Raw genomic sequence first — 20983 nt, 5'->3', positions numbered from 1 at the left:
CCCACCCAGCCGGGGGTTCGTACAATCGAGGTGTGACCTCACCAGCCGTTTCGCTGCCGATGCCCCGTATCCCGGGAGCCCGCGGGCGGCTCGTCGACCTTCCCGTCCAGGGCGACAAGCGCGTCCTCCTCGCCGCCCCCCGGGGGTACTGCGCCGGCGTCGACCGGGCGGTCATCGCCGTGGAGAAGGCGCTGGAGCGCTACGGCGCACCCGTTTACGTCCGGAAGCAGATCGTCCACAACATCCACGTCGTGACCGAGCTCGAGTCGCAGGGCGCGATCTTCGTCGACGAGGTCGACGAAGTGCCGGCAGGGGCGCACGTCGTCTTCAGCGCGCACGGGGTCTCGCCCGCCGTCGTGAACGCCGCGGCGGATCGTGGTCTGCAGGCCATCGACGCGACCTGCCCCCTCGTGACGAAGGTCCACCGCGAGGCCGTGCGCTTCGCCCGTGACGACTTCGAGATCCTCCTCATCGGACACGACGGTCACGAGGAGGTCGAGGGCACCGCGGGTGAGGCTCCCGAGCACGTGACCATCGTGAATTCTCCGGAGGACGCCGACACCGTCGTGGTGAAGGACCCCGACAAGGTCGTGTGGCTGTCCCAGACGACCCTGTCGGTCGACGAGACGATGGACACGGTCCGGCGCCTTCGCGAGCGGTTCCCGAACCTGCAGGACCCGCCGTCGGACGACATCTGCTATGCGACGCAGAACCGTCAGGTCGCGATCAAGAAGGTCGCGCAGGATGCCGACCTCGTCATCGTCGTCGGCTCGGCGAACTCGTCGAACAGCGTCCGCCTTGTCGAGGTCGCGCTCGAGTACGGCGCGAGGGCCGCCTATCGCGTCGACTACTCGCACGAGATCAAGCAGGAGTGGCTCGACGGCGTGCAGACCGTCGGCGTGACTTCCGGTGCGTCGGTTCCCGAGGTGCTCGTGACGGAGGTGCTCGAGGATCTCGCAGGAGCGGGGTACCGCGACGTCGCGGAGGTGAAGACCGCGGAGGAGGACCTCATGTTCTCACTGCCGAAGGAACTGCGGCAGGACCTCGAAGGCCGCCGCGACGAGCGCGCTCTCGGGGGGCGGAACCGCTCGTGAGCGACGAGCCCCGACCGCGACCGCCGTACGGGGAGTACGCGACGCCCGAGGAGCAGCGGGCCGCCATCCGTCAGCCCACGCCGGAGCCTGCGGCACCCGTCGATCCGCCGCACCCGCCGACCGCACCGGCGACCACCGTGGCCGCGCGTCCGACGCGGATGGCCGATCGCGTGATCACCCTCGCGCTCCTCGCGTACGGATTGGTCACGGTGATCGGCGCGATCCCGCAGCTGGTCGACTACGGCTCGTTCGCGAAGACGTGGATGGAGGTCGCCGGCGTCAGTGGCGAGTTCACCAACACGGCGCAGGGAGCCCTCTGGGGTGGGATCGGTGCGACGGTGTTCGCGGTGGGGTGGCTGCTGACCGCGATCCTGTCGTGGTGGTCGTTGTCGCGCGGAAGGCTGAGCTGGTGGATTCCGCCCGTGGGTGCCATCGTGACGTTCCTCATCGTCAGCGTCTGTCTCGTCGTGCCGCTGTTCGGCGACGCGGATCTCCTGCGGGGGGTCGCGCCCGGCTCGTGACCCGCCGTTCCCGCCCACGCGGATGAGCGGTAGGAGGCCGTTCGCGTGACCTGGTACTTTTACGGCTGGTGCGGGCTCTCCCTCGCGCGTCGGATTCGGGAGGAGAACCGTGACCAGAACCCGGAGGATCGCCTCCCTCTCGATCGCTGCGGCGTCGGCCGTGGTCATGTTGCTGTCAGCGCCGAGTGCGGCGACCGCAGCGCCAGAGGTCCTCTCTCCGTGGAGCATCACCATGGCGCCCGCCGCGACCCAGGCCGCCTTCACGCGGGCCCCGGCACCCACCATCAGCGGTACCGCCGTCGCCGGCAACGTGCTGACGGTTAGTGCGGGCTCCTGGCAACCCGCGCCCAGCCGACTCGACATCCAGTGGCGAGTCGACGGCAACCCCGTCGATGGTGCGACGGGAACCGAGTGGGAGCTTCCGACCGGGGTCGCGGGCCGTTCTGTCTCGGTCGCGGTCACGGCCAGTCGCGCGGGGTATCAGACGAAGACGACGACCTCGGCAGCTCGCGCCGTCTCGTGGTCGCTCGGATCCGTGATGACGCCCGGAACCATCCTCCGGCCCGGGGTGAAGCTGACCTCTCCGGACGGCCGGTACTCGTTCGGCATCCTCGGCGACGGCAACGTCGCGCTCACGCGGGGGACCGCCCTCGTCCGCACCGCGAAGACGACGCTCGTGCTCGACGGCAGGCTGTCCTTCACGAAGGACGGTGAGCTGCTGCTGCTGAACCAGTACGACGTCGCGCTCTGGAGCTCGGGGACCGGCGGACTCGGCGCCACGGGCGCGGTTCTGGGCAACGACGGTGTGCTGCGTCTCGTCGACGGCAACAGTGACGACGTGTGGACGAGCGCGAAGATGGCGGCGCAACCGGACGCGACGGCAGCCGCGGCATCCGTTCCCGGTCGTTTCGGTTGGGCCTACCCCTTGCGTCCCTCGGGCACATTCACGACCTACGCCGGCCACAGCGGCGACGACATAGCGGCCTCGACCGGGACGCCCATCTACGCGATGCGTGGCGGTACGGTCTCGGTCCGCGAGCTCTGGATCACCTCGGGCTGCCCCTCCTGGGCGCCGAACACCACGAAGCAGAAGGAGGTCGTCGTCACCTCGACCGTCGACGGCCGCCGGCTCGAGCAGGTGTACGCGCACCTCAGCGCCTTCTCGGTCAAGACCGGGCAGAGCGTGACCGCCGGGCAGCGCATCGGTTCCGTCGGATCGACGGGCTGCTCGACCGGCCCTCACCTCCACACGGCCTTCACCGTCGACGGTGTGAGGTTCGAGCTCTACCCGCGCGACGTCCTGGGCGGCGCGAGCTACTGACTTCAGACAGCACCGACGACGAAGCCCCGGTCCGATGCGGACCGGGGCTTCGTCGTCGGACGGGTGTCAGACGCCGAGCGACTTGCCCGCCGAGCCGAGCTGCTGCGTCGCAGCGACGACGCGCTGAGCCATCGCGGACTCGGCGACCTTGCCCCAGGCGCGCGGGTCGTACTGCTTCTTGTTGCCCACCTCGCCGTCGAGCTTCAGGACGCCCTCGTAGTTCGCGAGCATGAAGCCGGCGACCGAGCGAGTGAAGGCGTACTGGGTGTCCGTGTCGATGTTCATCTTCACGACGCCGTTCTGGACGGCCAGGGCGATCTCTTCGTCGGTCGAGCCGCTGCCGCCGTGGAAGACGAGGTCGAGGGGCTTCGGGCCGGTGCCGAAGTGCGCGGCGATGCCCTCCTGGATCTCGCCGAGGAGCTCGGGGCGCAGCTTCACGCCGCCCGGCTTGTAGACGCCGTGGACGTTGCCGAAGGTGAGGGCGGAGATGTAGCGGCCGTTCTCGCCGAGGCCGAGGGCCTCGACGGCCTTGGTCACGTCTGCGACGGTCGTGTAGAGCGCATCGTTCGAGCCCTCGTGCTGGACACCGTCCTCTTCCCCGCCGACGACGCCGACCTCGATCTCGAGGATGGCGTTGATGTTCTTCATGCGGGGGAGCAGGTCCTTCGCGACCTCGATGTTCTCATCGAGGGGAACAGCCGAGCCGTCCCACATGTGCGACTGGAAGATCGGGTTGCGGCCGGCCTTGACCTCGGCCTCCGACGCCTCGATGAGCGGCAGAACGAAGCCGGGGAGTGCGTCCTTCGGGCAGTGGTCGGTGTGGAGGGCGACCGTGATCGGGTAGTTCTTCGCCACCTCGGTGACGTACTTCGCGAAAGCGAGGGCACCGGTGGCGCGGCCCTTGACCGTGTGGCCGGCGAAGTAGTCCGCACCGCCGGTGGTGACCTGGAGGATGCCGTCGGAGCCGGCCTCGGTCAGGCCCTGGAGCACGGCGTTGATGGTCTGCGAGCTCGAGACGTTGATCGCGGGGTAGGCGAAGCCGCCTGCCTTCGCGCGGTCCAGCATGTCGGCGTACTGGTCGGGTGTGGCGACGGGCATGTCAGCTCCTCGGAGAAGTCGGTGATTCGCTGCAACTCTATCGAAGGGATGCCGCCCCCTCCGGAGCGAGCCTGCTGATCGAGAAGGTGCCCTCTCTTCCGGATCGGAAAGAATCCGCATTCCTTCGTCCCCGTGCCCCGAGAAACCGGCGGCGGACTGGGCTGGCAGTCCTAGGCTGAGCCCATGGTGAGCCTGACTGCCGACATGAGCCCTCTGCACCCCGACCGGAACCTCGCGCTGGAGCTCGTCCGCGCGACCGAGGCGGCGGCGATCCGCTCCGTACCCTTCATCGGGCGAGGGAAGAAGGAGCTCGCCGACGGCGCCGCGGTCGACGCCATGCGCGCCTTCCTCACGACCGTCAATTTCGACGGCGTGATCGTCATCGGCGAGGGCGAGAAGGACAACGCGCCGATGCTGTTCAACGGCGAACGCGTCGGCACGGGCCGGGGACCGCAGTGCGACATCGCCGTCGATCCGATCGACGGCACCACGCTGACGGCGGAGGGGCGCAACAACGCTCTGTCGGTGATTGCCGTCGCCGACCGAGGCGCGATGCTCGACGCATCCACCGTGTTCTACATGGACAAGATCGTCACCGGCCCCGAGGGTGTCGGCGTCGTCGACATCCGGCTCCCGATCGCGGAGAACATCCGTCGTCTCGCGAAGGCTCTCGGCAAACCCGTCGAGGAACTCGTCGTGTCCGTGTTGAACCGGCCCCGGCACGCTCAGCTCATCGATGAGATCCGGGATGCCGGCGCGGGGACGCGCCTCATGAGTGACGGTGACGTGGCCGGCGGGATCAATGCGGCGCGCCACAACGCCCGCACCGACATGTGCGTCGGCGTCGGCGGGAGCCCCGAGGGCATCGTCACCGCCTGTGCCATCAAGGCACTCGGCGGACACATCCAGGGTCGCCTCTGGGCCCGCGACGACGACGAGAAGCAGCGGGGGATCGACGCGGGCCTGAAGCTCGACGATCACGTGTATGAAGCGGACGATCTGGTCCGGGGGAACAACACGCTGTTCGTGGCGACGGGTGTCACCAACGGCGAGCTCGTGGCGGGGGTGCGCCGTGCCGGCGACTTCGTCTACACCGAGAGCGTGGTGCTCCGCGGGGCCTCGGGCACGCTCCGTCGCATCTCGTCGGAGCACCTCACGTCGAAGTGGCTGTGACCCCGTGACGAGCAGCCGGGCCCTCTAGCGGACACGCGCGCGGAGCGTCAACCCAGGATCGCGGACGTCCCCTCTGGCACAATGGGCGGTGGTGTCAGCGGTCCCCGGCACTCGTCACCGCCCCTCAGGAGTCCCCATGTCCACCGCATCCAGTGACCCGCGCACAGGTCAGCTCTCGCTCACCGGTCACCTGCCCGTCACACCGACGGGGCAGATCCCGATCGTCGGTCAGACGGCAGGCGGCGTACGTCCGGTGACGGCACAGGTCCCTGTCGTCGACGACCCCGCGCGTCGCCCCGACGTGCTGCTGCGTCGCCGCATGCCCCCCGGCCATGAGATCAGTGCGTGGTGGATGATCGGCGCGTTCGTCGCCGTATCCCTCAGCGTCATCGGGCTCATGACGTTCTTCCCGGCCTGACCTCCCCGTCGCGTCCCAGCCTCTCCCGCAGGTCGCCGAGGTCCGCCGGCTGGGGGATGTCGTCGAGGAGTTCCGGCGCGGTCAGCCGACGAGTCGTAGACTCGATGGGCTGCGGCGTCGACAGTGTCTCGAGCTGCGTGTCGTCGATTCCGGGGAACCTCCGCGCGCTGACCAGAACCCGCGTCTCCAGAGACCCGGCGAATCGGTTGTAGCTGTCGACGGTCCGTTCGATGGCTCGACGCAGATCGTCCGCGTGCCCGGCGAGCGATCCCAGTCGGTGGTACAGCTCGTTCCCCAGGTCGAAGAGCCGTCGAGCCTCGGTGGACACCTCCTGCTGCGTCCACGTGTAGGCGACCGTCTTCAGAACGGCCCACAGGTTCACCGGGGAGGCGAGTGCCACCCGCCTCCCGAAGGCGTACTCCAGCAGTGCGGGGTCCTCCTCGAGCGCGGCCGCCAGGAGCGATTCGCTCGGGATGAAGCAGACGACGAACTCCGGGCTCGACGGCATCCCCGCCCAGTACCGCTTCTTCGCGAGGGCGTCGATGTGGGCACGGACGGCAGTCACATGTTTCGCGAGCAGGCGCGATCGTCGTGCCGCTTCTTCGCCGACCGCGGTGACGGGGATCGCGCTCGCTTCGAGGTAGGCGTCGAACGGGGCCTTCGCGTCGACGGCCAGCGCCTTCTGGCCGGGGAGGCGGACGATCAGATCGGGTCGTCCGCTCCCGGCATCCGAGGAGATGGATGCCTGCGTGTCGAAGTCGACGTAACGCGTGAGGCCCGCGGACTCGACGATACGACGCAATTGCGTCTCGCCCCAGACTCCCCGGGTGCCGTTGGAGCGGAGCGCCCCGGCGAGCGACTCGGTCGTCGCGCGTAGGGCCTCGTCGGATTCTGCGGAGCGTCGCAGCTGCTCGGCGAGAGAGCCGAACTGCTCCTGCCGGTCGCGCTCGAGGTGGTCGACCTTCTGCTGCATGGCGGAAAGCGTCTCCTGCACGGGAGCGAGAGCGCGCAGGACAGTCTGCTCGCGTCGTTCACGTTCATCGCGTGCGGCTTGCTCGGCATGAACCCGGCTGGTCACGTCGCGGTGGAGCGCCCGCTGCTGATCGAGCTGGGTCTGGAGAGCGTCTCGCGCCGCTTCCGCAGCGGACGCGCGCGCCTCCAGGCCTACGCGGCGATTCGCCTCGCGTGCGGCGATGAACGCCCCGGCCGCGAGCGCGCCGACGATGAGGCACACGAGAGCGAGGACGGTGACGAAGGCGGCATCCATGTCGTCCATCGTGGCGGAGGCCACCGACATCGAGGCGCCGCCGCGCGGTCCCGCTCGGGTCAGGCCGCGGAAGCGGGCACCGGGTGCGGGATCTGGGGGATGCGGACGCCGAGCAGCATCGCGAGCTCCACGAGGTCCTCAGCGCCGGCGCGAACGGCGGAGTCGATGACGACCTGGGCGCACGCCAGGGCGTCGGCGGTCGCATCGTGATGCGCGAAATCGAGGTGACCGGCGGCGGCCGCGACGAAGGGGAGCCGGTAGGACGGCAGATCGTAAGTCTTCCGGGCGACGTGCAGGCTGCAGAGGTAACGAGCCGGCGGTGCCGCGTGACCCGTGACCTCGCACGCGGTGCGGAGCACCCGCATGTCGAAGCCGGCGTTGTGGGCCACCAGGATGTCGTCGCCGACGAAGTCGAGCAGGCGGGGAAGCTGGTCGGCCCATGTGTCTGCGGTCAGGACGTCGTCCGCCTGGATCCCGTGGATGCCGACGTTGATCTCGAAGAACCGGTCGTGACCGGCAGGCGGACGGATGAGCCACCCTTCCGAGGCCACGACCCGGCCGTCTCTGACCCGGGCGAGTCCCACCGCGCAGGCGGACGCATTGGAGGAGTTCGCCGTCTCGAAGTCGATCGCGGTGAAGTCCAGACCCATGCGCTCAGCCTCTCCGCCGGCATCCCGGCGACGGGGGAGGCGCGCCGCGGGTGGTCTCAGCCGGCCTTCGGCGCGGGCTCCGGCCTGCCCGCCGCGTAGAGTGGATGCCCGTGGCTCTCACCATCGGAATCGTCGGACTGCCCAACGTCGGCAAGTCCACCCTCTTCAACGCCCTCACCAAGAACGACGTGCTCGCGGCGAACTACCCGTTCGCGACGATCGAGCCGAACGTCGGCGTCGTGAACCTGCCCGACCCGCGTCTGGACGTGCTCGCCGGGATCTTCTCGTCGGAGCGCATCCTCCCCGCGACGGTCTCCTTCGTCGACATCGCGGGCATCGTCCGCGGCGCGAGCGAGGGTGAGGGGCTCGGCAACAAGTTCCTCGCCAACATCCGCGAAGCTGACGCGATCGCGCAGGTCGTTCGCGGCTTCGCGGACGACGACGTCGTCCACGTCGACGGCGCGGTGAACCCGAAGAACGACATGGAGACCATCAACGCGGAGCTCCAGCTCGCCGACCTCGAGACGCTCGAGAAGGCGATCACCCGCTACGAGAAGGAAGTCCGGGGCAAGAAGCTCGACCCGACGGTCCTCGAGACCGCGAAGGCCGCGCAGGAGGCGCTTCAGCGCGGTGAGCTGCTCGCGGCGTCCGGGATCGACCTCGCACCGATCCGCGAGCTCGGCCTCCTCAGTGCGAAGCCGTTCATCTTCGTCTTCAACGTCGACGAGGCCGTGTTGACGGATGCCGCGCGCAAGGCGGAACTCGCCGCGCTCGTCGCGCCCGCCCAGGCCGTCTTCCTCGACGCCAAGATCGAGTCGGAGCTCGCGGAGCTCGACCCGGAGGATGCCGCGGAGCTGCTCGCGTCCACCGGCCAGGACGAGTCGGGCCTCGACCAGCTCGCCCGCGTCGGCTTCGACACCCTGGGCCTGCAGACCTACCTGACGGCGGGCCCCAAGGAGGCTCGCGCCTGGACGATCGGGAAGGGCTGGAAGGCCCCGCAGGCTGCCGGGGTCATCCACACCGACTTCGAGAAGGGCTTCATCAAGGCGGAGGTCATCTCGTTCGAGGATCTCGTCGCGACGGGGTCCGTCCAGGAGGCACGTGCCAAAGGCAAGGCGCGCCTCGAGGGCAAGGACTACGTCATGCAGGATGGCGACGTCGTCGAGTTCCGCTTCAACAACTAGTCGCGACCGCTGATGGACGACGTGTCACAGTAGCGGGGTGACATCCCACGTGACCTCGACCGAGGCGATTCGCAGGCTCCTGAGGACCGGCCGCGCGCACGAGATCGGTCACGTGCTCGCTCGTCTCGAACCGACGGAGCGCCGTGTCGTGTGCTCGCCGCTGACGCGGCAGGCGAAAGCCGTACTCAACGCCCGTTTCGGATCGACGGTGGCCTCGTGGTTGGGCGGTCTGCGAGAGGACTATCCCGGTGGTCACGGGCAGTTCATCGACGCGTGGACGGGACGGTTGAGAGGCGGGCATTGGGATGCCGCCACCGCGGTTCTGCTAGGGGCGAAGACTGCAGGTCAGGCCGCCAGGGTGTGGCCCATCCCCGAGGATCAGGCGTTCGCTCGGTGGATTTACCCTGCATTCTTCCCAGACGAGGTCGCAGAGATCGTCGAGCGGTGGTCGGCCGATTTCGCGTCGAACCCCACGCACTGGGATCGCAATCGCGGCCGTGCCGTGATGTACGAGTGGATCGAGAGCGGTGTCGTCGAGACTCCACGTCATGACGGCGCGGTCCTCATGCTCGTCGGCGGCTGGGCTGCCGATCCCGGCAGGCCGCTGTTGGGCTGGCTGCTCGCGCGGCCGAAGGTCACCGCCGAGATATTCACCCGCATCTTCTCGACACCAGGCGTCAGGGGTGCGTCTCTCGAACAGGCAGACCATGCCTCGGTCGACCATCCGATGCGGACCGTGGTGGTCCCGGGGCTCGTGACGGCGGGCGTCTGGAAACGTGGTTTCGTCGTTGAAGGTACCCGATCAGCCCTGAGCGGCGATCTGCCCGCGTATCAGCGTCGCTGGTTCGCCCGGCTCGCGTCAGATCTCGGCGTGTGACGGGCCGACGAGCGTCACCCGAGATCCTGTGAACATCACAGCGGCAAGCGGGTCTCATCCGTGATCGGGCTGAATCGTCGGACGTAGGCGCGTTGCACGAGGCGGTCGACCAGCGAGTAACCGCGGATCTCCCGCACCGGGCCGCTGATCGGCATACCCTGCTCTATGAGGAGCCGTCGCGCCTGTGGGGTCCAGCGAGCCGTTTCGGCCATCTGCAGCGCCCTATCGGCGAGGACGTACTTGTCGTGCGCTTTCGCGAGCTTCCAGGCATGCGCGATCTGATGGGGCCTCGCGAGAGCGGTCGTGGAAGCCTTGATCTCTCCCGCGAGCCACATCGCTATCACGGACTCGATTGACGGGAGGCGTGTGATGAGGGGGATCAGCAGCGTTTCGACATCGAGGAGCAACGGGTCCCGCGCGGCTTCATCTGTGTCCCGGTACCTGCGTCGCGAAGCGCCGTGGAGGTCCGGCAACCCGAGGCTGACGACGTGCATGGCGTCCTCCAGGAGCTGACCGTCCTCCAAGACGGTCGCGCCCACCGAGAGCTCGTGTTCATGCGGATCGAACTTGGCGGTCCCCAGGTACACCCACCACCGCAGCTCGGATGTCTCGAGGATCCATTCGTCGCCGCGTCGCTCGAACCCCGCTCGCGTGAAGACTCGGGTCAGTTCCCGGGTTCGCATGCCTCGTGACCATTTCTTCGTCGGTACCGGGTCGGTCATAGTAGGAGGCTAGCTGGGTCCCCGTCAGGGCTCACTCGCTCGGCGCGGCGGAGCGCCTGTGCTCGCTCGGGTAGGGTTTCCTGTTGGTCAGGAACTCCGTGCAACCGACCCGTATTCCGGAGTTCTCGTCGAGTTCCGCGTCACCAACCGAGGATTTCCCCATGACACAGATTCAGCGCCAGGTGTTCGACGCCGAGGCTCGTGCCATCCCGTTCATCGACGAGGGCGACGGCCCTGCCCTCGTCCTCGTTCCGGCGCAGGGGCTCGACGTCGCCTACCTCGGTGGGCTCGCGAGCATCCTCGAGGAGGAGGGCTTCCGGATCGTACGCATCGGCTCCCGCCGTCCCGGCGAGTCGGTGCCCTCGATGCATGACCTCGCGCAGGACGTGGTCGACGTCCTCGATCACCTCGGCGTGGGCTCCGCATGGATCGGCGGCCACGCGTTCGGTGGCGCCGTCGCCCGCACCGTCGCGCTCGACCACCCCGGCCGCGCCAGCGGCGTCCTTCTGCTCGGCGTCGAGGCGGCCCGCGCGCTCGACGACGACGCAGCCCGCGCCCTGCACAGTGCCTTCTCGGCACCCGTCGACGCCCCCGACGCCGACGCCGTTCGCACCCTGGTCGGGCCCGGCATCTCCATCCCCGTCGCCTGGGACGTCTTCGCGCGGTCGCGCGACCTCGATGTCGAGGAGCTGCAGAGCGCCGCCCTCGCCTCGACACCCGTCGCCGAGTGGGCGAGCCTCGCCGCGTCGCTGCCGATCCTCATCATCCAGGGTGCTGAGGATCCCATCACGCCGCCCGCGAACGGCGACGACCTCCAGGCGACGGCCGCCGACCGGACGAGTGTCGTCCGTCTGCCGGATGCTGGACACCTGTTCCCGATGACGCACCCCGGTGAGACGGCGTTCCAGATCGAGGACTACCTCGGCTGGGACTGAGCCCGGGGTGACGCGTCAGCGTCGGAGCGTCGCGTGGGGCTGCTCGCCGAACTCCACGCGATAGTGCTGAGCGAAGCGCGGGAGATGGGCGAAGCCCCAGCGCCGGGCGACCTCGGCGACCGTCGTGGCGTCGGCATCCGACGCTACGAGGTCCCGCCGCACGGCCTGCAACCGCTGAGCCCGGACATACGTCGCCGGCGTCACGCCGAGGGCGCGCTGGAAGGCGCTCTGCAGACCTCGGACGCTCAGCTTCGCAGCCGCAGCGATGTCCGCGACGCTCAGCGGGTCGCCGAGGTTGTCGTCGATGAACGCCGTGGCGCGGTGGACGGCACGTGAGCCGACGGCTGCCTTCTCGGCATCCGCGTCGATGCCGAAGGTGCTGATCGTGGCCGCGAACACGGCGTCGACGGCCGCCTGACGGATCAGGTCGTTGTGAAGCAGCGCGGCGTCGTCGAAGATCCGGCCGACGTGGGTGATCGTCGACTCCCAGTGGCGCTGCAGATCCGGCGTGAGCGCGCAGGAGTGCGGAAAGCGCCCGTGGCTCCCGAGGTCCATCCCGGTGAAGGCCCCGAGCGCGGGGAGGCCGATTCCGACCACCTCGGCGTTGACGGCGGAGGACCAGGTCTCGGCCGAGCCGGGACCGAGCAGGAACGGAGCGTCCACATCCACGCGCGCGCCGTTCGACTCGGCGCGGAGGCCTCCGTCGTCGAGCCGCGCCACCCCGACGTACCCGCGGATGTCGATGTGCGAGTGCAGGAAGCCGGTCGTCTGGAACCTCGTGACCTGCAGCCGCTCATCGCCCACGATCCGCTGGCGCAGCGAGAAGGCGTCATCCGACTCCCGGATCGATGCTCCCGCGGCGACCTGTCGCAGCAAGGTTGCGGCGGCGTCGACGTCGAGAGCTTCGCGCGTGACGTCGATGACGCGCGGCTCGTGGTCAGTAGACATGGATCATCTTTACGGTGTCATTCCATGGCTTCGCTGGGTGCGCGGCTGGCGGATCCCTGCGGTTCGGGGATGACGTAAAGACCTGTCGGCGAGTTCGCGACGTGGCTGAGCGCGTCCAGCCAGGCCGGGTTCAACGACGGCTGGCGGCTGCCGAAGTACTGCCAGTTGAGGTCGGCACCAGGGTGCAGCCACACCACCTGTCGACCGTCGCCGAGGCTCTGGTCGTTGCGCCACATGAAGGTGAACGCTTCGCCACGACGCAGCTTCGTGGTGATCACGAGCTGCAGGTGCGCGAGGAGCCGATCTTCGAACTCGGCCCGGATGCGGTCGTTGTAGATGAACTTGCCCACTGTGTCCTCTCGGGGGTCGTAATATCCATTATGCGCACGTCATCCGTAATACGCAGAACGACGTCGGCCCCCGGCGCGCCCGGGAGACGTAGGCTCTGAACGGGTCCGGTCGGACCGCAGCCGACCGGGAAAGAGAGGGACAGCGTGCCTGCGTTTCGTGAGCATTTCCGCTCCGCCGATCTCGGCGAGGCGGAGGCGTACATCAACCGCAGTTACGGGAGCGTCGATCTCGATGCGCAGGACCTCGTGTTCGAGGAATCGAGCGTGGGCGACGATCGGTTCGGGCTCCGGCGGCTGAACGTCCGCGGTGGGTACAGCGCGGAGTGCGACCTCGACGCGATCATCGTCGTGCACAGTGACGCGCGTTACGAATGGGAGATCGACGGGGAACGGGGCGACGCGGCGGACCCGGTCCTGTTCCAGCCGGGCTCGACTCTCGCCTGCCGACTCCAGGACACGCGCGTGCAGGTCGTCGCGCTACCGATGGACGCTCTGACGGACCTCGCACGGACCGTCTACAACGACGACACCGTGACGGTGCGTTTCGACGGTACGCGCGCTGCCGACCCCGCGCTCCTGCGCGCGTGGCGGTCGGCGTCCGCGATGGCGTTCGCCGCCGAGACCGCCCTCGACAACGACCTCGCGCGAGCCTCGCTCTTCCGCTCGATCGCGGTGTCGACGCTCGAGGCGTTCCCTCTCATCGGCGATCGCGCCGAGCGCAGGGAGACTGTCGCCCAGCAACAGCGGGCGTACCGCTCGGCGGTCGCGTTCTTCGAGCAGAACGCATCATTGCCGATCACGGTGGACGATGCGGCCGCTGCGGCCGGCGTCGGCAGCGCGGCGCTTCGACGCGCCTTCCGCGCGCACTCGGCTGCCGGACGCACACCGATGGAGCACCTCACCGCCGTCAGGCTCGACGCCGCCCGTGCCGAGATGGTCGGGACGCCCATCGGCTCGGTCGACGACCTGAGCGAGATCGCCTCGCGTTGGGGCTTCTCCGTCGCCGGCCTGAGGCGGCATCACCTCGCGGCGTACGGGCACCGTCCCGAGGACCTGCTCGGCCTCTGAGAGGTCGCCAGAGCGAGCCCGACGTCACTCGGCGTCAGCCTCGGGCTGCCCTTGGCCGGGACCGGGTCGGAAGGTCGCGTCGTCGGCGATGTCCACCCGGGTGACGCCGTCGTGCTCCGTCACGAGGTAGTGCGATTCGGCGGAGGGTGCACCGCGATCCTCGGGACGCTCGAGCTCGGGAGAGAGGTCCTCCGGATTCGTCCGCGCGCCGCTGTCGTCGATGTCCATCTCGTCGTCCTTCCAGGATGTCGTGACGGCCACGGTAGACGCGGGGGCGACGTGTTCGCCGGGGGTTGCTCCGCAGCCGTGCGGGCGGTACGCCGACGCAGAAGGTGCACAGCGTCCGATGGCAGGCTGGAGTCATGTCCGCCGCGTCGTCCCGCACTGCCCCCGTCCGCTCCGCGCTGTCCCGCATCCTGGCGGTCTCCGCCGGCATCGCGGCCCTCCTGGTTCTCGGAGTTGCCACTCCGGCCCTCGCCCACGACGAGCTCATCGGCAGCACGCCATCGCCCGACGAGCAGGTCACCACAGCGCCCGCGTCGGTGGTGCTCACGTATTCGGCCGCGATCATGCCGGAGGGGGCCGAAGTCATCGTGGTGGATGCCGCGGGCAAGGACTGGACCGATGGCGCGCCCGTCATCGACACCAACACCCTGACCGCCCCGCTGGCTTCCGGTATGCCCGAGGCGGGCTACCTCGTGGAATGGCGGGTCGTCTCGAGCGACGGCCACCCGATCAGCGGCACGATCCCCTTCGCCGTCGGGCAGGCAACGCCCCTGCAGTCGTCGCAGGCGACCCCGGATGCCGGGGCTGACGGGATGTCCGTCGTCCCCTTCGTCGTCGGAGGCATCGTCGTCGTGGTCGTCGTGGTGGTGGTGGTCGCCCTCGCGGTGGCCCGTCGACGCACGACGCCCCCGGCGCGCGACTGAGTCGCGGACGGGGGCGTCGGGGTGCCGGTGTCAGACGGTCTGGGCGGCGTGAGGGCCTTCGGCGATCTCCTCGACCAGCTTCGCGTTGAACGCCGGCAGGTCATCCGGAGTCCGGCTCGAGACGAGGCCGGCGTCGACCACGACCTCTTCGTCCTGCCAGGTGGCGCCCGCGTTGACGAGATCGGTGCGAAGGCTGGGGTAGCTCGTCAGGGTGCGCCCACCGAGGACGTCCGCCTCGACGAGGAGCCAGGCGGCGTGACAGATCGCGCCGACCGGCTTGTGCTGCGCGAAGAAGTCGCGGGCGAAACGCGCGGACGCAGCGTCGAGGCGCAGGTCGTCGGCGTTCACGACGCCGCCGGGCAGGACCAGGGCGTCGTACTCGGCGGCTTCGGCATCCGCCGACGTGGCGTCCACGGACTGTTCGTGCCCGTTCTTGCCGGTGATGGTGCCCGCCTCGGGGGCGATCATGACCGCGGTGGCCCCGGCATCCGTCACTGCCTCCCACGGGGAGGTCAGCTCGCTGTCTTCGAATCCGTCGGTCGCGAGGAACGCGACGCGCTTTCCGCTGAGGGTGCTCATGCCATCGACGGTAGGCGTCGGACCGCCCGGTCTTCAGGCCCTTGACCCTCGCGCCGGTGCGGGTTACGCGGGCGTAGCATGGAGACCATGGCCACCTCGAACCTGCCTACCCCGTCCCTGCAGCCGATCTCGACGCTCCAGAACGCGACGGAGGAGACGGACGCCGTCGACCTTCTCGACGAGGGTGCGTCGTGCTGCGGCGGAGGATGCTGCAGCACCAACTGAGCTGTCGCTAGGACTGATCAGTGGGCGAGGGGGGCTCCCTCGTCCGCAGACCCCTCGGCCGGCTTGCGGACGAACAGCGCGAGCACGACCGCGGCGCTCGCCACGATCGCCCCGACGAGGAACGCGGCGTGGACACCGCCGGCCTTGGCCAGCACCTCGGTCTGCCCGTCGGCCAGTCCGGCCGCCGTGGTCACGGTCATGATGGTGACGAACAGCGCGGTCCCGGCGGCTCCGGCGACCTGCTGCAGGGTTCCCACCGTCGCGGAGCCGTACGGGTAGTAACGCCGGGGGAGTGAGCCGAGCGCCGACGTCAGCAGCGGCGTGAACGTGAGACCGAGCCCGAGGTTCAGGGCCAGGTGCACCGCGATCACGAAGGGGACGCCCGTGTTCGCGTCGAACAGGGTCATTCCCCACAGGGCTGCGGCCGCGATGATCATGCCCGGGATGACGAGCGGAGTCGGCCCCACCCGGTCGAAGGCGTTACCGACGAAGGGCGCCATGGCACCCATGAGGATGCCGCCGGGAAGCAGCATGAGCCCGATGCCGAGGACGTCGAGTCCCAGCACCTGCTGGAGGTAGATGGGCAGCAGGACGATCGAACCGAACAGGGCGGCGAAGACGACGACCACGAGGACGACCGCGAGCGAGAACGCCCGGGTCTGGAACGTGCGGAGGTCCAGCAGCGCGCTGTCGGTCTTCTGCAGGTGCAGCTGGCGGAGGACGAAGAGCACGAGTGCCAGTGCGCCGACGGCCAGCGGGATCGCGACCGGGACCGGGGCATGCCCCGATGCCGACTCGCCGATGGCGCTGAAGCCGTAGATGAGGCCGCCGAAACCGAGGGCGGACAGCGGGACGGACAGCACGTCGAAACGCGCGTCCGGGCGGGTCTCGGTGACGTTCTTCACCCACACCGCGCCGAGTGCGATCGCGATGAGGGAGATGGGCAGCATCACCCAGAAGATCGCATGCCAGGTGAGCGTGGAGAGGATCAGGCCCGAGACGGTGGGACCGATCGCCGGGGCGACGGCGATCACGACGGTGATGGTGCCCATCATCCGGCCGCGGTGCGACGGCGGGACGATGTTGAGGACCGTCGTGAACAGTAGCGGCATCATGATCGCCGTGCCGCTGGCCTGCACGATCCGGCCGGCGAGGAGGAATTCGAAGCCCGGTGCGAGGGCGGCGATCAGGGTTCCGGCCGAGAACAGGGTCATGGCGGCGAAGAAGACGGTCCGCAGCGTGAACCGCTCCAACAGGTACCCCGTCAGCGGGATGACCACGGCCATCGTCAGCAGGAAGCCGGTCGTCAGCCACTGGCCGGTGGCGACGGTGATTCCGAGGTCGACGACGATGTCGGTCAGGGCGACACTCATGGTCGTCTCGTTCAGGATGACGACGAAGGCGGCGACGACGAGCAGTGCGATGACCGGACCCGTCCTCGTCGGCGCCGGAGCGGGTGCGGCGGTGGGCGTGGATGTAGTGTCCGAGAGGGGCACGAGAGTCCTTCGAGTGGGAGGGGCGGTCGGCGCGGCGGAGACAGGCACACGCGTCTCGCGAGTCGTTCAGCCTAACGGATGCGGGTTGCGCTTCATTCCCCGGGCCGGCGGGGGATCGGGCGGGGTTATGGTGACGAGATGAGCATGGGCGGACCCGGAGGCTTCCGAGGAGGGTTCCGCGGAATCGATGAAGACACGCAACGGGAGCGGAACGCGTCGGCTCCCCGCATCCCGGATCTCGGCCGGCGCGTGGTCGCCCTCTTCCGCCCGTACCGCCGCCGACTGGTCGCCACCGCGGCGCTCGTGGTCCTCGGCGCGGCCGTCGGCGTCATCCCGCCGCTGCTGGTCCAGCGCATCTTCGACGACGCCCTCTTCCCGGTCGACGGCTCGTCTCCCCAGCTTGGGCTCCTGGGCGTCCTGGTGCTCTCGATGATCGGGCTGTTCGTCCTCGGCGCGGCGCTCGGGATCGCGCAGACCTGGCTGACCTCGACCGTAGGCAACCGGGTGACGGGCGACCTGCGTGTGCGGATGTTCGCGCATCTGCAGGCGATGGACCTCGGATTCTTCACCCGGACGAAGACAGGCGTCATCCAGTCGCGGCTGCAGAACGACGTGGGCGGGGTGTCCGGCGTCCTCACCAACACGGTCACGAGCATCCTCGGCAACACCGTCACGGTCATCTCCGCGCTCGTCGCGATGCTCCTCATCGACGTGCGGCTGACCCTCATCGCCGTCGTCATGATGCCCGTGCTGATCCTCGTGCAGCGACGGGTCGGTCAGGTGCGCGCCCGCATCGCCGGTCAGACGCAGGAGTCGCTGTCGGAGCTCAGCGCCATCACCCAGGAGACCCTGAGCGTCTCCGGCATCCTGCTGTCGAAGTCGTTCAACCGCCAGCGGGCCGAGTCGGATCGCTACGCCGCCGAGAATCGGACCCAGATCGGTCTGCAGGTGCGGCAGGCGATGAGCGGTCAGGGCTTCTTCGCCGTCGTGCAGATCATCATGTCGTCGGTCCCGGCGATCATCTACCTCGTCGCCGGGTTCTTCATCACGGGGGACGCGGTCCCCATCACGGCGGGGGCTGTCGTCGCGTTCACGACGGTGCAGGCACGGCTGCTCATGCCGCTCATGGGATTGATGCGCGTTGCGCTCGACGTGCAGACCTCGCGGGCGCTGTTCGCCCGCATCTTCGAGTACCTCGATCTGCGCCCCGCCATCGCCGACGCCGCCGACGCGCTCGACGTGACGGACGCCCCCGGCCCGGTGGGGCGGATCGAGTTCCGAGACGTGTCGTTCCGATACCCGGATGCCGGGTCCGACAGCCCTGCGACCCTCGACGGAGTCTCTTTCGTGGCCGAGCCCGGGCAGCACGTCGCCTTCGTGGGACCCTCCGGCGCCGGAAAGACCACGATCCTGTACCTCGCGCCGCGCCTCTACGAGCCGACAGCGGGCACCGTGCTGTTCGCCGGAGCCGATGTGCGCTCGCTCTCGCAGGCCTCGATCATCGACCGGATCGGCATCGTGTCGCAGGAGACCTATCTCTTCCACGCGTCGATCCGCGACAATCTCCGCTATGCGAAGCCCGAGGCGACGGATGCCGAGATCGAGGCCGCCTGCGTCGCGGCGAACATCCACCACGTCATTGCCGGCTTCGAGGACGGCTACGACACCGTCGTCGGCGAGCGGGGCTACCGCCTGTCCGGTGGCGAGAAGCAGCGGATCGCGATTGCGCGCGTGCTGCTCAAGGATCCGCCCGTGCTGCTGCTCGACGAGGCGACCTCGGCGCTCGACACCGTCTCGGAGCGGGTCGTGCAGGAGGCCATCGACGAGGCGGCGCGGGGGCGGACGACATTGTCGATCGCGCACCGGCTGTCTACGGTGATCGCCGCCGACGTCATCCACGTCGTCGAGGCGGGTCGCATCGTCGAGTCGGGCACGCACACCGAACTGCTGGCTGCGGGCGGTCTCTACGCCGAGCTCGCGGCGCAGCAGGTCGCGGCAGCGCGTATCGACGGCGCCGGCTGAGCCCTCACCAGGCCCGCGCGGCGGCGAGCAGGGGAGCGGATGCCTCGTCGAGGACGACGCCCTCGTTCTCGGCGCGCTCGACGAGCTCTCGCGTGAACGCGCCGAGGAGCTGCCGATAGGTGTCGTCGGGGTGGTGCTCGGCGACCCTCACGAGGGCGGGGACGTCCATGTCGAGGATGAGGCGGACACGGGAGCGCGCCGCGCCGTCGAACCCCGCGTCATCGAGGACGGCGATGCCGCCCCGCATACCGTCGAGGTAGTCCTGCAGGACCGGGACGGCGTGGCGCCGCTGCGTGATCGAGGTGCCGTCTGCTCGCTCGCGCCAATGCACCACGATGTCGGGGATCACGTCGATGGCTGCGGCCGCCGCATATAGCTGCTGTGCGACGACCTGGTCCTCGTACGCCCGCTCCTCGGTGAAACGCAGACCCTCGCGACGCCACAGGTCGATGCGGCTGACCTTGGACCACGCGACGATGTTCCCCGAGACGTCCGGGTGGTCGGTGAGGGTCGTGCTACGCCGGGCGGGCGAGGTGGATGCCGCGACCCAGGGCTGGACGACCCCCGGGGCGTAGTGACCCGAGGCATCCGCTCGCAATCGGACGTAGGCGCCGACGGCGATGTCGCTGCCGGATTCCTCGAGGCTGCCCACGAGGGTGGCGAGCCCGCCCGGCAGCATGACGTCGTCGGCGTCGAAGAAGCCGACGTAGGGGGTGTCGACGAGATCGAGTGCCTCGTTCCGGGAGGCGCCCAGGCCGCGGGCGACGTCGTGGCGCAGCACCGTGAAGCGAGGATCCGCGGCGGCCGCCGAGGCGAACACCTCGGCCGTCCGATCGCGTGAGGCGTCGTCGACGAGGATCGCGCGGAAGTGCTCGTACGTCTGCCCGCGGAGGGAGGCGAGGGCCTCGTCGGCGAACGCGCCGACGTCGCGTCCGGGAACGACGACGGTGACGGTCGGGGTGCTCATCACCGCGATCGTACCGCCGCCACAGATGCGGCGACGGCGTCGGCGAGGGGGGCGGGGTCGATCGTCGCGTGGTGACCGAAGCTGAAGCGGACCGACGTCTGGGCGACCTCGGGTGCGACGCCGAGCGCCAGGAGCACATGGGAAGGTTCGTCGCTGCCGGCTGCGCAGGCGGATCCGCTCGAGGAGACGACGCCGCGCCGTTCGAGTTCGAGCAGGACCGCTTCACCGCTGACGCCCGAGAATGTGAAGCTCGCCGTCCCCGGCAGGCGGTGGGATGCGTGGCCCGTGAGCCGCGCCTCGGGGATCAGCGCGAGAACGCGGGCGACGAACGCGTCACGCAACGCTGTGACGCGCGCCGCCGCGTCGAGTCGTTCCGCCTCGGCGAGTTCGAGCGCGACGGCCAGGCCCACCGCACCGGCGACGTTCTCCGTGCCGCTGCGACGCTCGCGCTCCTGACCGCCGCCGTGGAGGAGCGGTTCCACCGGGATGCGACCGCGGATCGCGAGGACTCCCGTCCCCTGAGGGGCGCCGATCTTGTGCCCCGCGATCGAGAGCGCGTCGGCGCCGGTCCCCGCCAGCGGCAGCCACCCCGCTGCCTGGACGGCGTCGAGGTGGAGCGGCACACGCGCCGCTGCCGAGACGGCGGCGAGGGCGGCGGCATCCTGCACCGTCCCGATCTCGTTGTTGGCATACCCGAGCGAGACGAGCACGGTGTCCTCCCGGAGGGAGGCCGCGAGGTCGTCGGGCGAGACGAGACCGTCGTGGTCGACCGGCAGCCGGGTCACGGCCACCCCGTGGACGCGCTCGAGGAACTCCGCCGACGCGAGCAGCGACTCGTGCTCGATCGCGCTCGTGACGAGGTGCCCGGGGCGTCCGGTGCGCAGGAGGTCGGCGATCGCAACGCCCTTCAGCGCGAGATTGTTCGCCTCGGTCGCCCCGGAGGTGAAGATCACGTCTCCCGGCCGCATCCCGAGGACGGCTGCGACCCGGCGACGCGCGTCGGTGAGGGCGGCGGCGGCAGCCTCGCCGACCGTGTGGTGGCTGGAGGGGTTGCCGTAGCGCTCGCCGAGGAAAGGCAGGATCGCCTCCCGCACCTCGGGACGGACGGGGCCGGTCGCCGCGTGGTCGAGGTAGAGCAC

The 20983-nt window shown here is 69.4% G+C and carries 23 protein-coding genes; 12 read left to right on the top strand and 11 right to left on the bottom strand.

Annotation, left to right across the window (positions count from 1 at the left end; genetic code table 11):
• Positions 1–59: 59 nt before the first annotated feature.
• The 3 genes from ABCU91_RS11025 (at position 60) to ABCU91_RS11015 (ending at position 2936) form a co-directional block, all read left to right on the top strand.
• A complete protein-coding gene (locus tag ABCU91_RS11025) occupies positions 60–1094 on the top strand; it encodes a 4-hydroxy-3-methylbut-2-enyl diphosphate reductase (protein ID WP_413355398.1) in 1035 nt (344 codons plus the stop codon).
• A complete protein-coding gene (locus ABCU91_RS11020) occupies positions 1091–1615 on the top strand; it encodes a DUF6264 family protein (protein WP_413353696.1) in 525 nt (174 codons plus the stop codon). The genes ABCU91_RS11025 and ABCU91_RS11020 overlap by 4 nt, the downstream gene beginning before the upstream one ends.
• Positions 1616–1847: 232 nt before the next feature.
• Entirely contained in the window at positions 1848–2936 is a 1089-nt protein-coding gene (locus ABCU91_RS11015; protein ID WP_413353695.1) for a peptidoglycan DD-metalloendopeptidase family protein, read from the top strand.
• A 66-nt stretch (positions 2937–3002) separates the two neighbouring features.
• Here the strand turns inward: ABCU91_RS11015 and fbaA are convergent, their stop codons facing one another.
• Positions 3003–4034 carry a class II fructose-bisphosphate aldolase gene (fbaA, locus tag ABCU91_RS11010; RefSeq protein ID WP_413353694.1) on the bottom strand — a complete coding sequence of 344 codons (1032 nt, stop codon included), beginning with the start codon at positions 4032–4034 and terminating at the stop codon, positions 3003–3005.
• A gap of 183 nt (positions 4035–4217) precedes the next feature.
• On the opposite strand from fbaA, the gene glpX reads away from it, so the two are divergent.
• Together glpX and ABCU91_RS11000 are read left to right on the top strand one after the other, a co-directional pair.
• The gene (gene glpX, locus ABCU91_RS11005) at positions 4218–5207 is read left to right on the top strand and encodes a class II fructose-bisphosphatase (protein ID WP_307470361.1); all 990 of its coding nucleotides are present in this window, start codon (positions 4218–4220) and stop codon (positions 5205–5207) included.
• Positions 5208–5343: 136 nt separating this feature from the next.
• The gene (locus ABCU91_RS11000; RefSeq protein ID WP_091354578.1) at positions 5344–5625 is read left to right on the top strand and encodes a hypothetical protein; all 282 of its coding nucleotides are present in this window, start codon (positions 5344–5346) and stop codon (positions 5623–5625) included.
• Here ABCU91_RS11000 and ABCU91_RS10995 read toward each other — a convergent pair.
• Together ABCU91_RS10995 and ABCU91_RS10990 are read right to left on the bottom strand one after the other, a co-directional pair.
• Entirely contained in the window at positions 5603–6922 is a 1320-nt protein-coding gene (locus ABCU91_RS10995; protein ID WP_413353693.1) for a DNA recombination protein RmuC, read from the bottom strand. The two genes, ABCU91_RS11000 and ABCU91_RS10995, sit on opposite strands and share 23 nt — an antisense overlap.
• A gap of 29 nt (positions 6923–6951) precedes the next feature.
• Entirely contained in the window at positions 6952–7542 is a 591-nt protein-coding gene (locus ABCU91_RS10990; RefSeq protein ID WP_406923996.1) for a 3'-5' exonuclease, read from the bottom strand.
• Positions 7543–7652: 110 nt separating this feature from the next.
• On the opposite strand from ABCU91_RS10990, the gene ychF reads away from it, so the two are divergent.
• Together ychF and ABCU91_RS10980 are read left to right on the top strand one after the other, a co-directional pair.
• Entirely contained in the window at positions 7653–8726 is a 1074-nt protein-coding gene (gene ychF, locus ABCU91_RS10985) for a redox-regulated ATPase YchF (protein WP_406923997.1), read from the top strand.
• A 37-nt stretch (positions 8727–8763) separates the two neighbouring features.
• Entirely contained in the window at positions 8764–9603 is an 840-nt protein-coding gene (locus tag ABCU91_RS10980; RefSeq protein ID WP_413353692.1) for a hypothetical protein, read from the top strand.
• 35 nt (positions 9604–9638) lie between these two features.
• On the opposite strand, the gene ABCU91_RS10975 is transcribed toward ABCU91_RS10980, so the two are convergent.
• Positions 9639–10142: a hypothetical protein gene (locus ABCU91_RS10975; RefSeq protein ID WP_413353691.1), complete on the bottom strand. Its 504-nt coding sequence runs from the start codon at positions 10140–10142 to the stop codon at positions 9639–9641.
• A 344-nt stretch (positions 10143–10486) separates the two neighbouring features.
• Here ABCU91_RS10975 and ABCU91_RS10970 point away from each other — a divergent pair, with 344 nt between their 5' ends.
• Positions 10487–11260, top strand: coding sequence for an alpha/beta fold hydrolase (locus tag ABCU91_RS10970; RefSeq protein WP_413353690.1), 774 nt, complete (start codon positions 10487–10489; stop codon positions 11258–11260).
• Between the two features lie 15 nt (positions 11261–11275).
• Here the strand turns inward: ABCU91_RS10970 and ABCU91_RS10965 are convergent, their stop codons facing one another.
• Together ABCU91_RS10965 and ABCU91_RS10960 are read right to left on the bottom strand one after the other, a co-directional pair.
• Entirely contained in the window at positions 11276–12208 is a 933-nt protein-coding gene (locus ABCU91_RS10965; RefSeq protein ID WP_413353689.1) for a helix-turn-helix transcriptional regulator, read from the bottom strand.
• Between the two features lie 17 nt (positions 12209–12225).
• The gene (locus ABCU91_RS10960; protein ID WP_406924002.1) at positions 12226–12558 is read right to left on the bottom strand and encodes an ATP-dependent DNA ligase; all 333 of its coding nucleotides are present in this window, start codon (positions 12556–12558) and stop codon (positions 12226–12228) included.
• A gap of 144 nt (positions 12559–12702) precedes the next feature.
• On the opposite strand from ABCU91_RS10960, the gene ABCU91_RS10955 reads away from it, so the two are divergent.
• The gene (locus tag ABCU91_RS10955; RefSeq protein WP_413353688.1) at positions 12703–13626 is read left to right on the top strand and encodes a helix-turn-helix domain-containing protein; all 924 of its coding nucleotides are present in this window, start codon (positions 12703–12705) and stop codon (positions 13624–13626) included.
• 24 nt (positions 13627–13650) lie between these two features.
• On the opposite strand, the gene ABCU91_RS10950 is transcribed toward ABCU91_RS10955, so the two are convergent.
• Positions 13651–13887, bottom strand: coding sequence for a hypothetical protein (locus tag ABCU91_RS10950; RefSeq protein WP_413353687.1), 237 nt, complete (start codon positions 13885–13887; stop codon positions 13651–13653).
• A gap of 101 nt (positions 13888–13988) precedes the next feature.
• Here ABCU91_RS10950 and ABCU91_RS10945 point away from each other — a divergent pair, with 101 nt between their 5' ends.
• The gene (locus ABCU91_RS10945; RefSeq protein WP_413353686.1) at positions 13989–14555 is read left to right on the top strand and encodes a copper resistance protein CopC; all 567 of its coding nucleotides are present in this window, start codon (positions 13989–13991) and stop codon (positions 14553–14555) included.
• A 30-nt stretch (positions 14556–14585) separates the two neighbouring features.
• On the opposite strand, the gene ABCU91_RS10940 is transcribed toward ABCU91_RS10945, so the two are convergent.
• Positions 14586–15134, bottom strand: a complete 549-nt coding sequence (locus tag ABCU91_RS10940; RefSeq protein ID WP_307470342.1) for a type 1 glutamine amidotransferase domain-containing protein — start codon at positions 15132–15134, stop codon at positions 14586–14588.
• A gap of 87 nt (positions 15135–15221) precedes the next feature.
• Between ABCU91_RS10940 and ABCU91_RS10935 the strand changes: the two genes are divergently transcribed.
• Positions 15222–15359, top strand: coding sequence for a hypothetical protein (locus ABCU91_RS10935; RefSeq protein WP_406924007.1), 138 nt, complete (start codon positions 15222–15224; stop codon positions 15357–15359).
• A gap of 17 nt (positions 15360–15376) precedes the next feature.
• Here the strand turns inward: ABCU91_RS10935 and ABCU91_RS10930 are convergent, their stop codons facing one another.
• Positions 15377–16855, bottom strand: coding sequence for an MDR family MFS transporter (locus ABCU91_RS10930; RefSeq protein WP_413353685.1), 1479 nt, complete (start codon positions 16853–16855; stop codon positions 15377–15379).
• A 144-nt stretch (positions 16856–16999) separates the two neighbouring features.
• Between ABCU91_RS10930 and ABCU91_RS10925 the strand changes: the two genes are divergently transcribed.
• Positions 17000–18877 carry an ABC transporter ATP-binding protein gene (locus ABCU91_RS10925; RefSeq protein ID WP_413353684.1) on the top strand — a complete coding sequence of 626 codons (1878 nt, stop codon included), beginning with the start codon at positions 17000–17002 and terminating at the stop codon, positions 18875–18877.
• A gap of 4 nt (positions 18878–18881) precedes the next feature.
• Here the strand turns inward: ABCU91_RS10925 and ABCU91_RS10920 are convergent, their stop codons facing one another.
• Together ABCU91_RS10920 and ABCU91_RS10915 are read right to left on the bottom strand one after the other, a co-directional pair.
• Positions 18882–19844 (bottom strand): glycosyltransferase family 2 protein, encoded by a 963-nt coding sequence (locus ABCU91_RS10920; RefSeq protein WP_413353683.1) that lies wholly within the window; start codon positions 19842–19844, stop codon positions 18882–18884.
• Complete coding sequence (locus tag ABCU91_RS10915) at positions 19844–20983, bottom strand: cysteine desulfurase family protein (protein ID WP_413353682.1); 1140 nt, start codon at positions 20981–20983, stop codon at positions 19844–19846. The genes ABCU91_RS10920 and ABCU91_RS10915 overlap by 1 nt, the downstream gene beginning before the upstream one ends.

It is taken from the genome of Microbacterium phoenicis (assembly GCF_047302325.1).
Lineage (GTDB): Bacteria > Actinomycetota > Actinomycetes > Actinomycetales > Microbacteriaceae > Microbacterium.
Note: the sequence above shows the minus strand (reverse complement) of the source record. Positions and strands in the feature narration are given on the sequence as shown.

Coding starts and splice junctions, on each gene's coding strand:
- ABCU91_RS11025 (WP_413355398.1), top strand. CDS start 60: ATGCCCCGTATCCCGGGAGCCCGCGGGCGGCTCGTCGACCTTCCCGTC.
- ABCU91_RS11015 (WP_413353695.1), top strand. CDS start 1,848: ATGGCGCCCGCCGCGACCCAGGCCGCCTTCACGCGGGCCCCGGCACCC.
- fbaA (WP_413353694.1), bottom strand. CDS start 4,034: ATGCCCGTCGCCACACCCGACCAGTACGCCGACATGCTGGACCGCGCG.
- glpX (WP_307470361.1), top strand. CDS start 4,218: ATGGTGAGCCTGACTGCCGACATGAGCCCTCTGCACCCCGACCGGAAC.
- ABCU91_RS11000 (WP_091354578.1), top strand. CDS start 5,344: ATGTCCACCGCATCCAGTGACCCGCGCACAGGTCAGCTCTCGCTCACC.
- ABCU91_RS10995 (WP_413353693.1), bottom strand. CDS start 6,922: ATGTCGGTGGCCTCCGCCACGATGGACGACATGGATGCCGCCTTCGTC.
- ABCU91_RS10990 (WP_406923996.1), bottom strand. CDS start 7,542: ATGGGTCTGGACTTCACCGCGATCGACTTCGAGACGGCGAACTCCTCC.
- ABCU91_RS10970 (WP_413353690.1), top strand. CDS start 10,487: ATGACACAGATTCAGCGCCAGGTGTTCGACGCCGAGGCTCGTGCCATC.
- ABCU91_RS10965 (WP_413353689.1), bottom strand. CDS start 12,208: ATGTCTACTGACCACGAGCCGCGCGTCATCGACGTCACGCGCGAAGCT.
- ABCU91_RS10945 (WP_413353686.1), top strand. CDS start 13,989: ATGTCCGCCGCGTCGTCCCGCACTGCCCCCGTCCGCTCCGCGCTGTCC.
- ABCU91_RS10940 (WP_307470342.1), bottom strand. CDS start 15,134: ATGAGCACCCTCAGCGGAAAGCGCGTCGCGTTCCTCGCGACCGACGGA.
- ABCU91_RS10935 (WP_406924007.1), top strand. CDS start 15,222: ATGGCCACCTCGAACCTGCCTACCCCGTCCCTGCAGCCGATCTCGACG.
- ABCU91_RS10925 (WP_413353684.1), top strand. CDS start 17,000: ATGGGCGGACCCGGAGGCTTCCGAGGAGGGTTCCGCGGAATCGATGAA.
- ABCU91_RS10920 (WP_413353683.1), bottom strand. CDS start 19,844: ATGAGCACCCCGACCGTCACCGTCGTCGTTCCCGGACGCGACGTCGGC.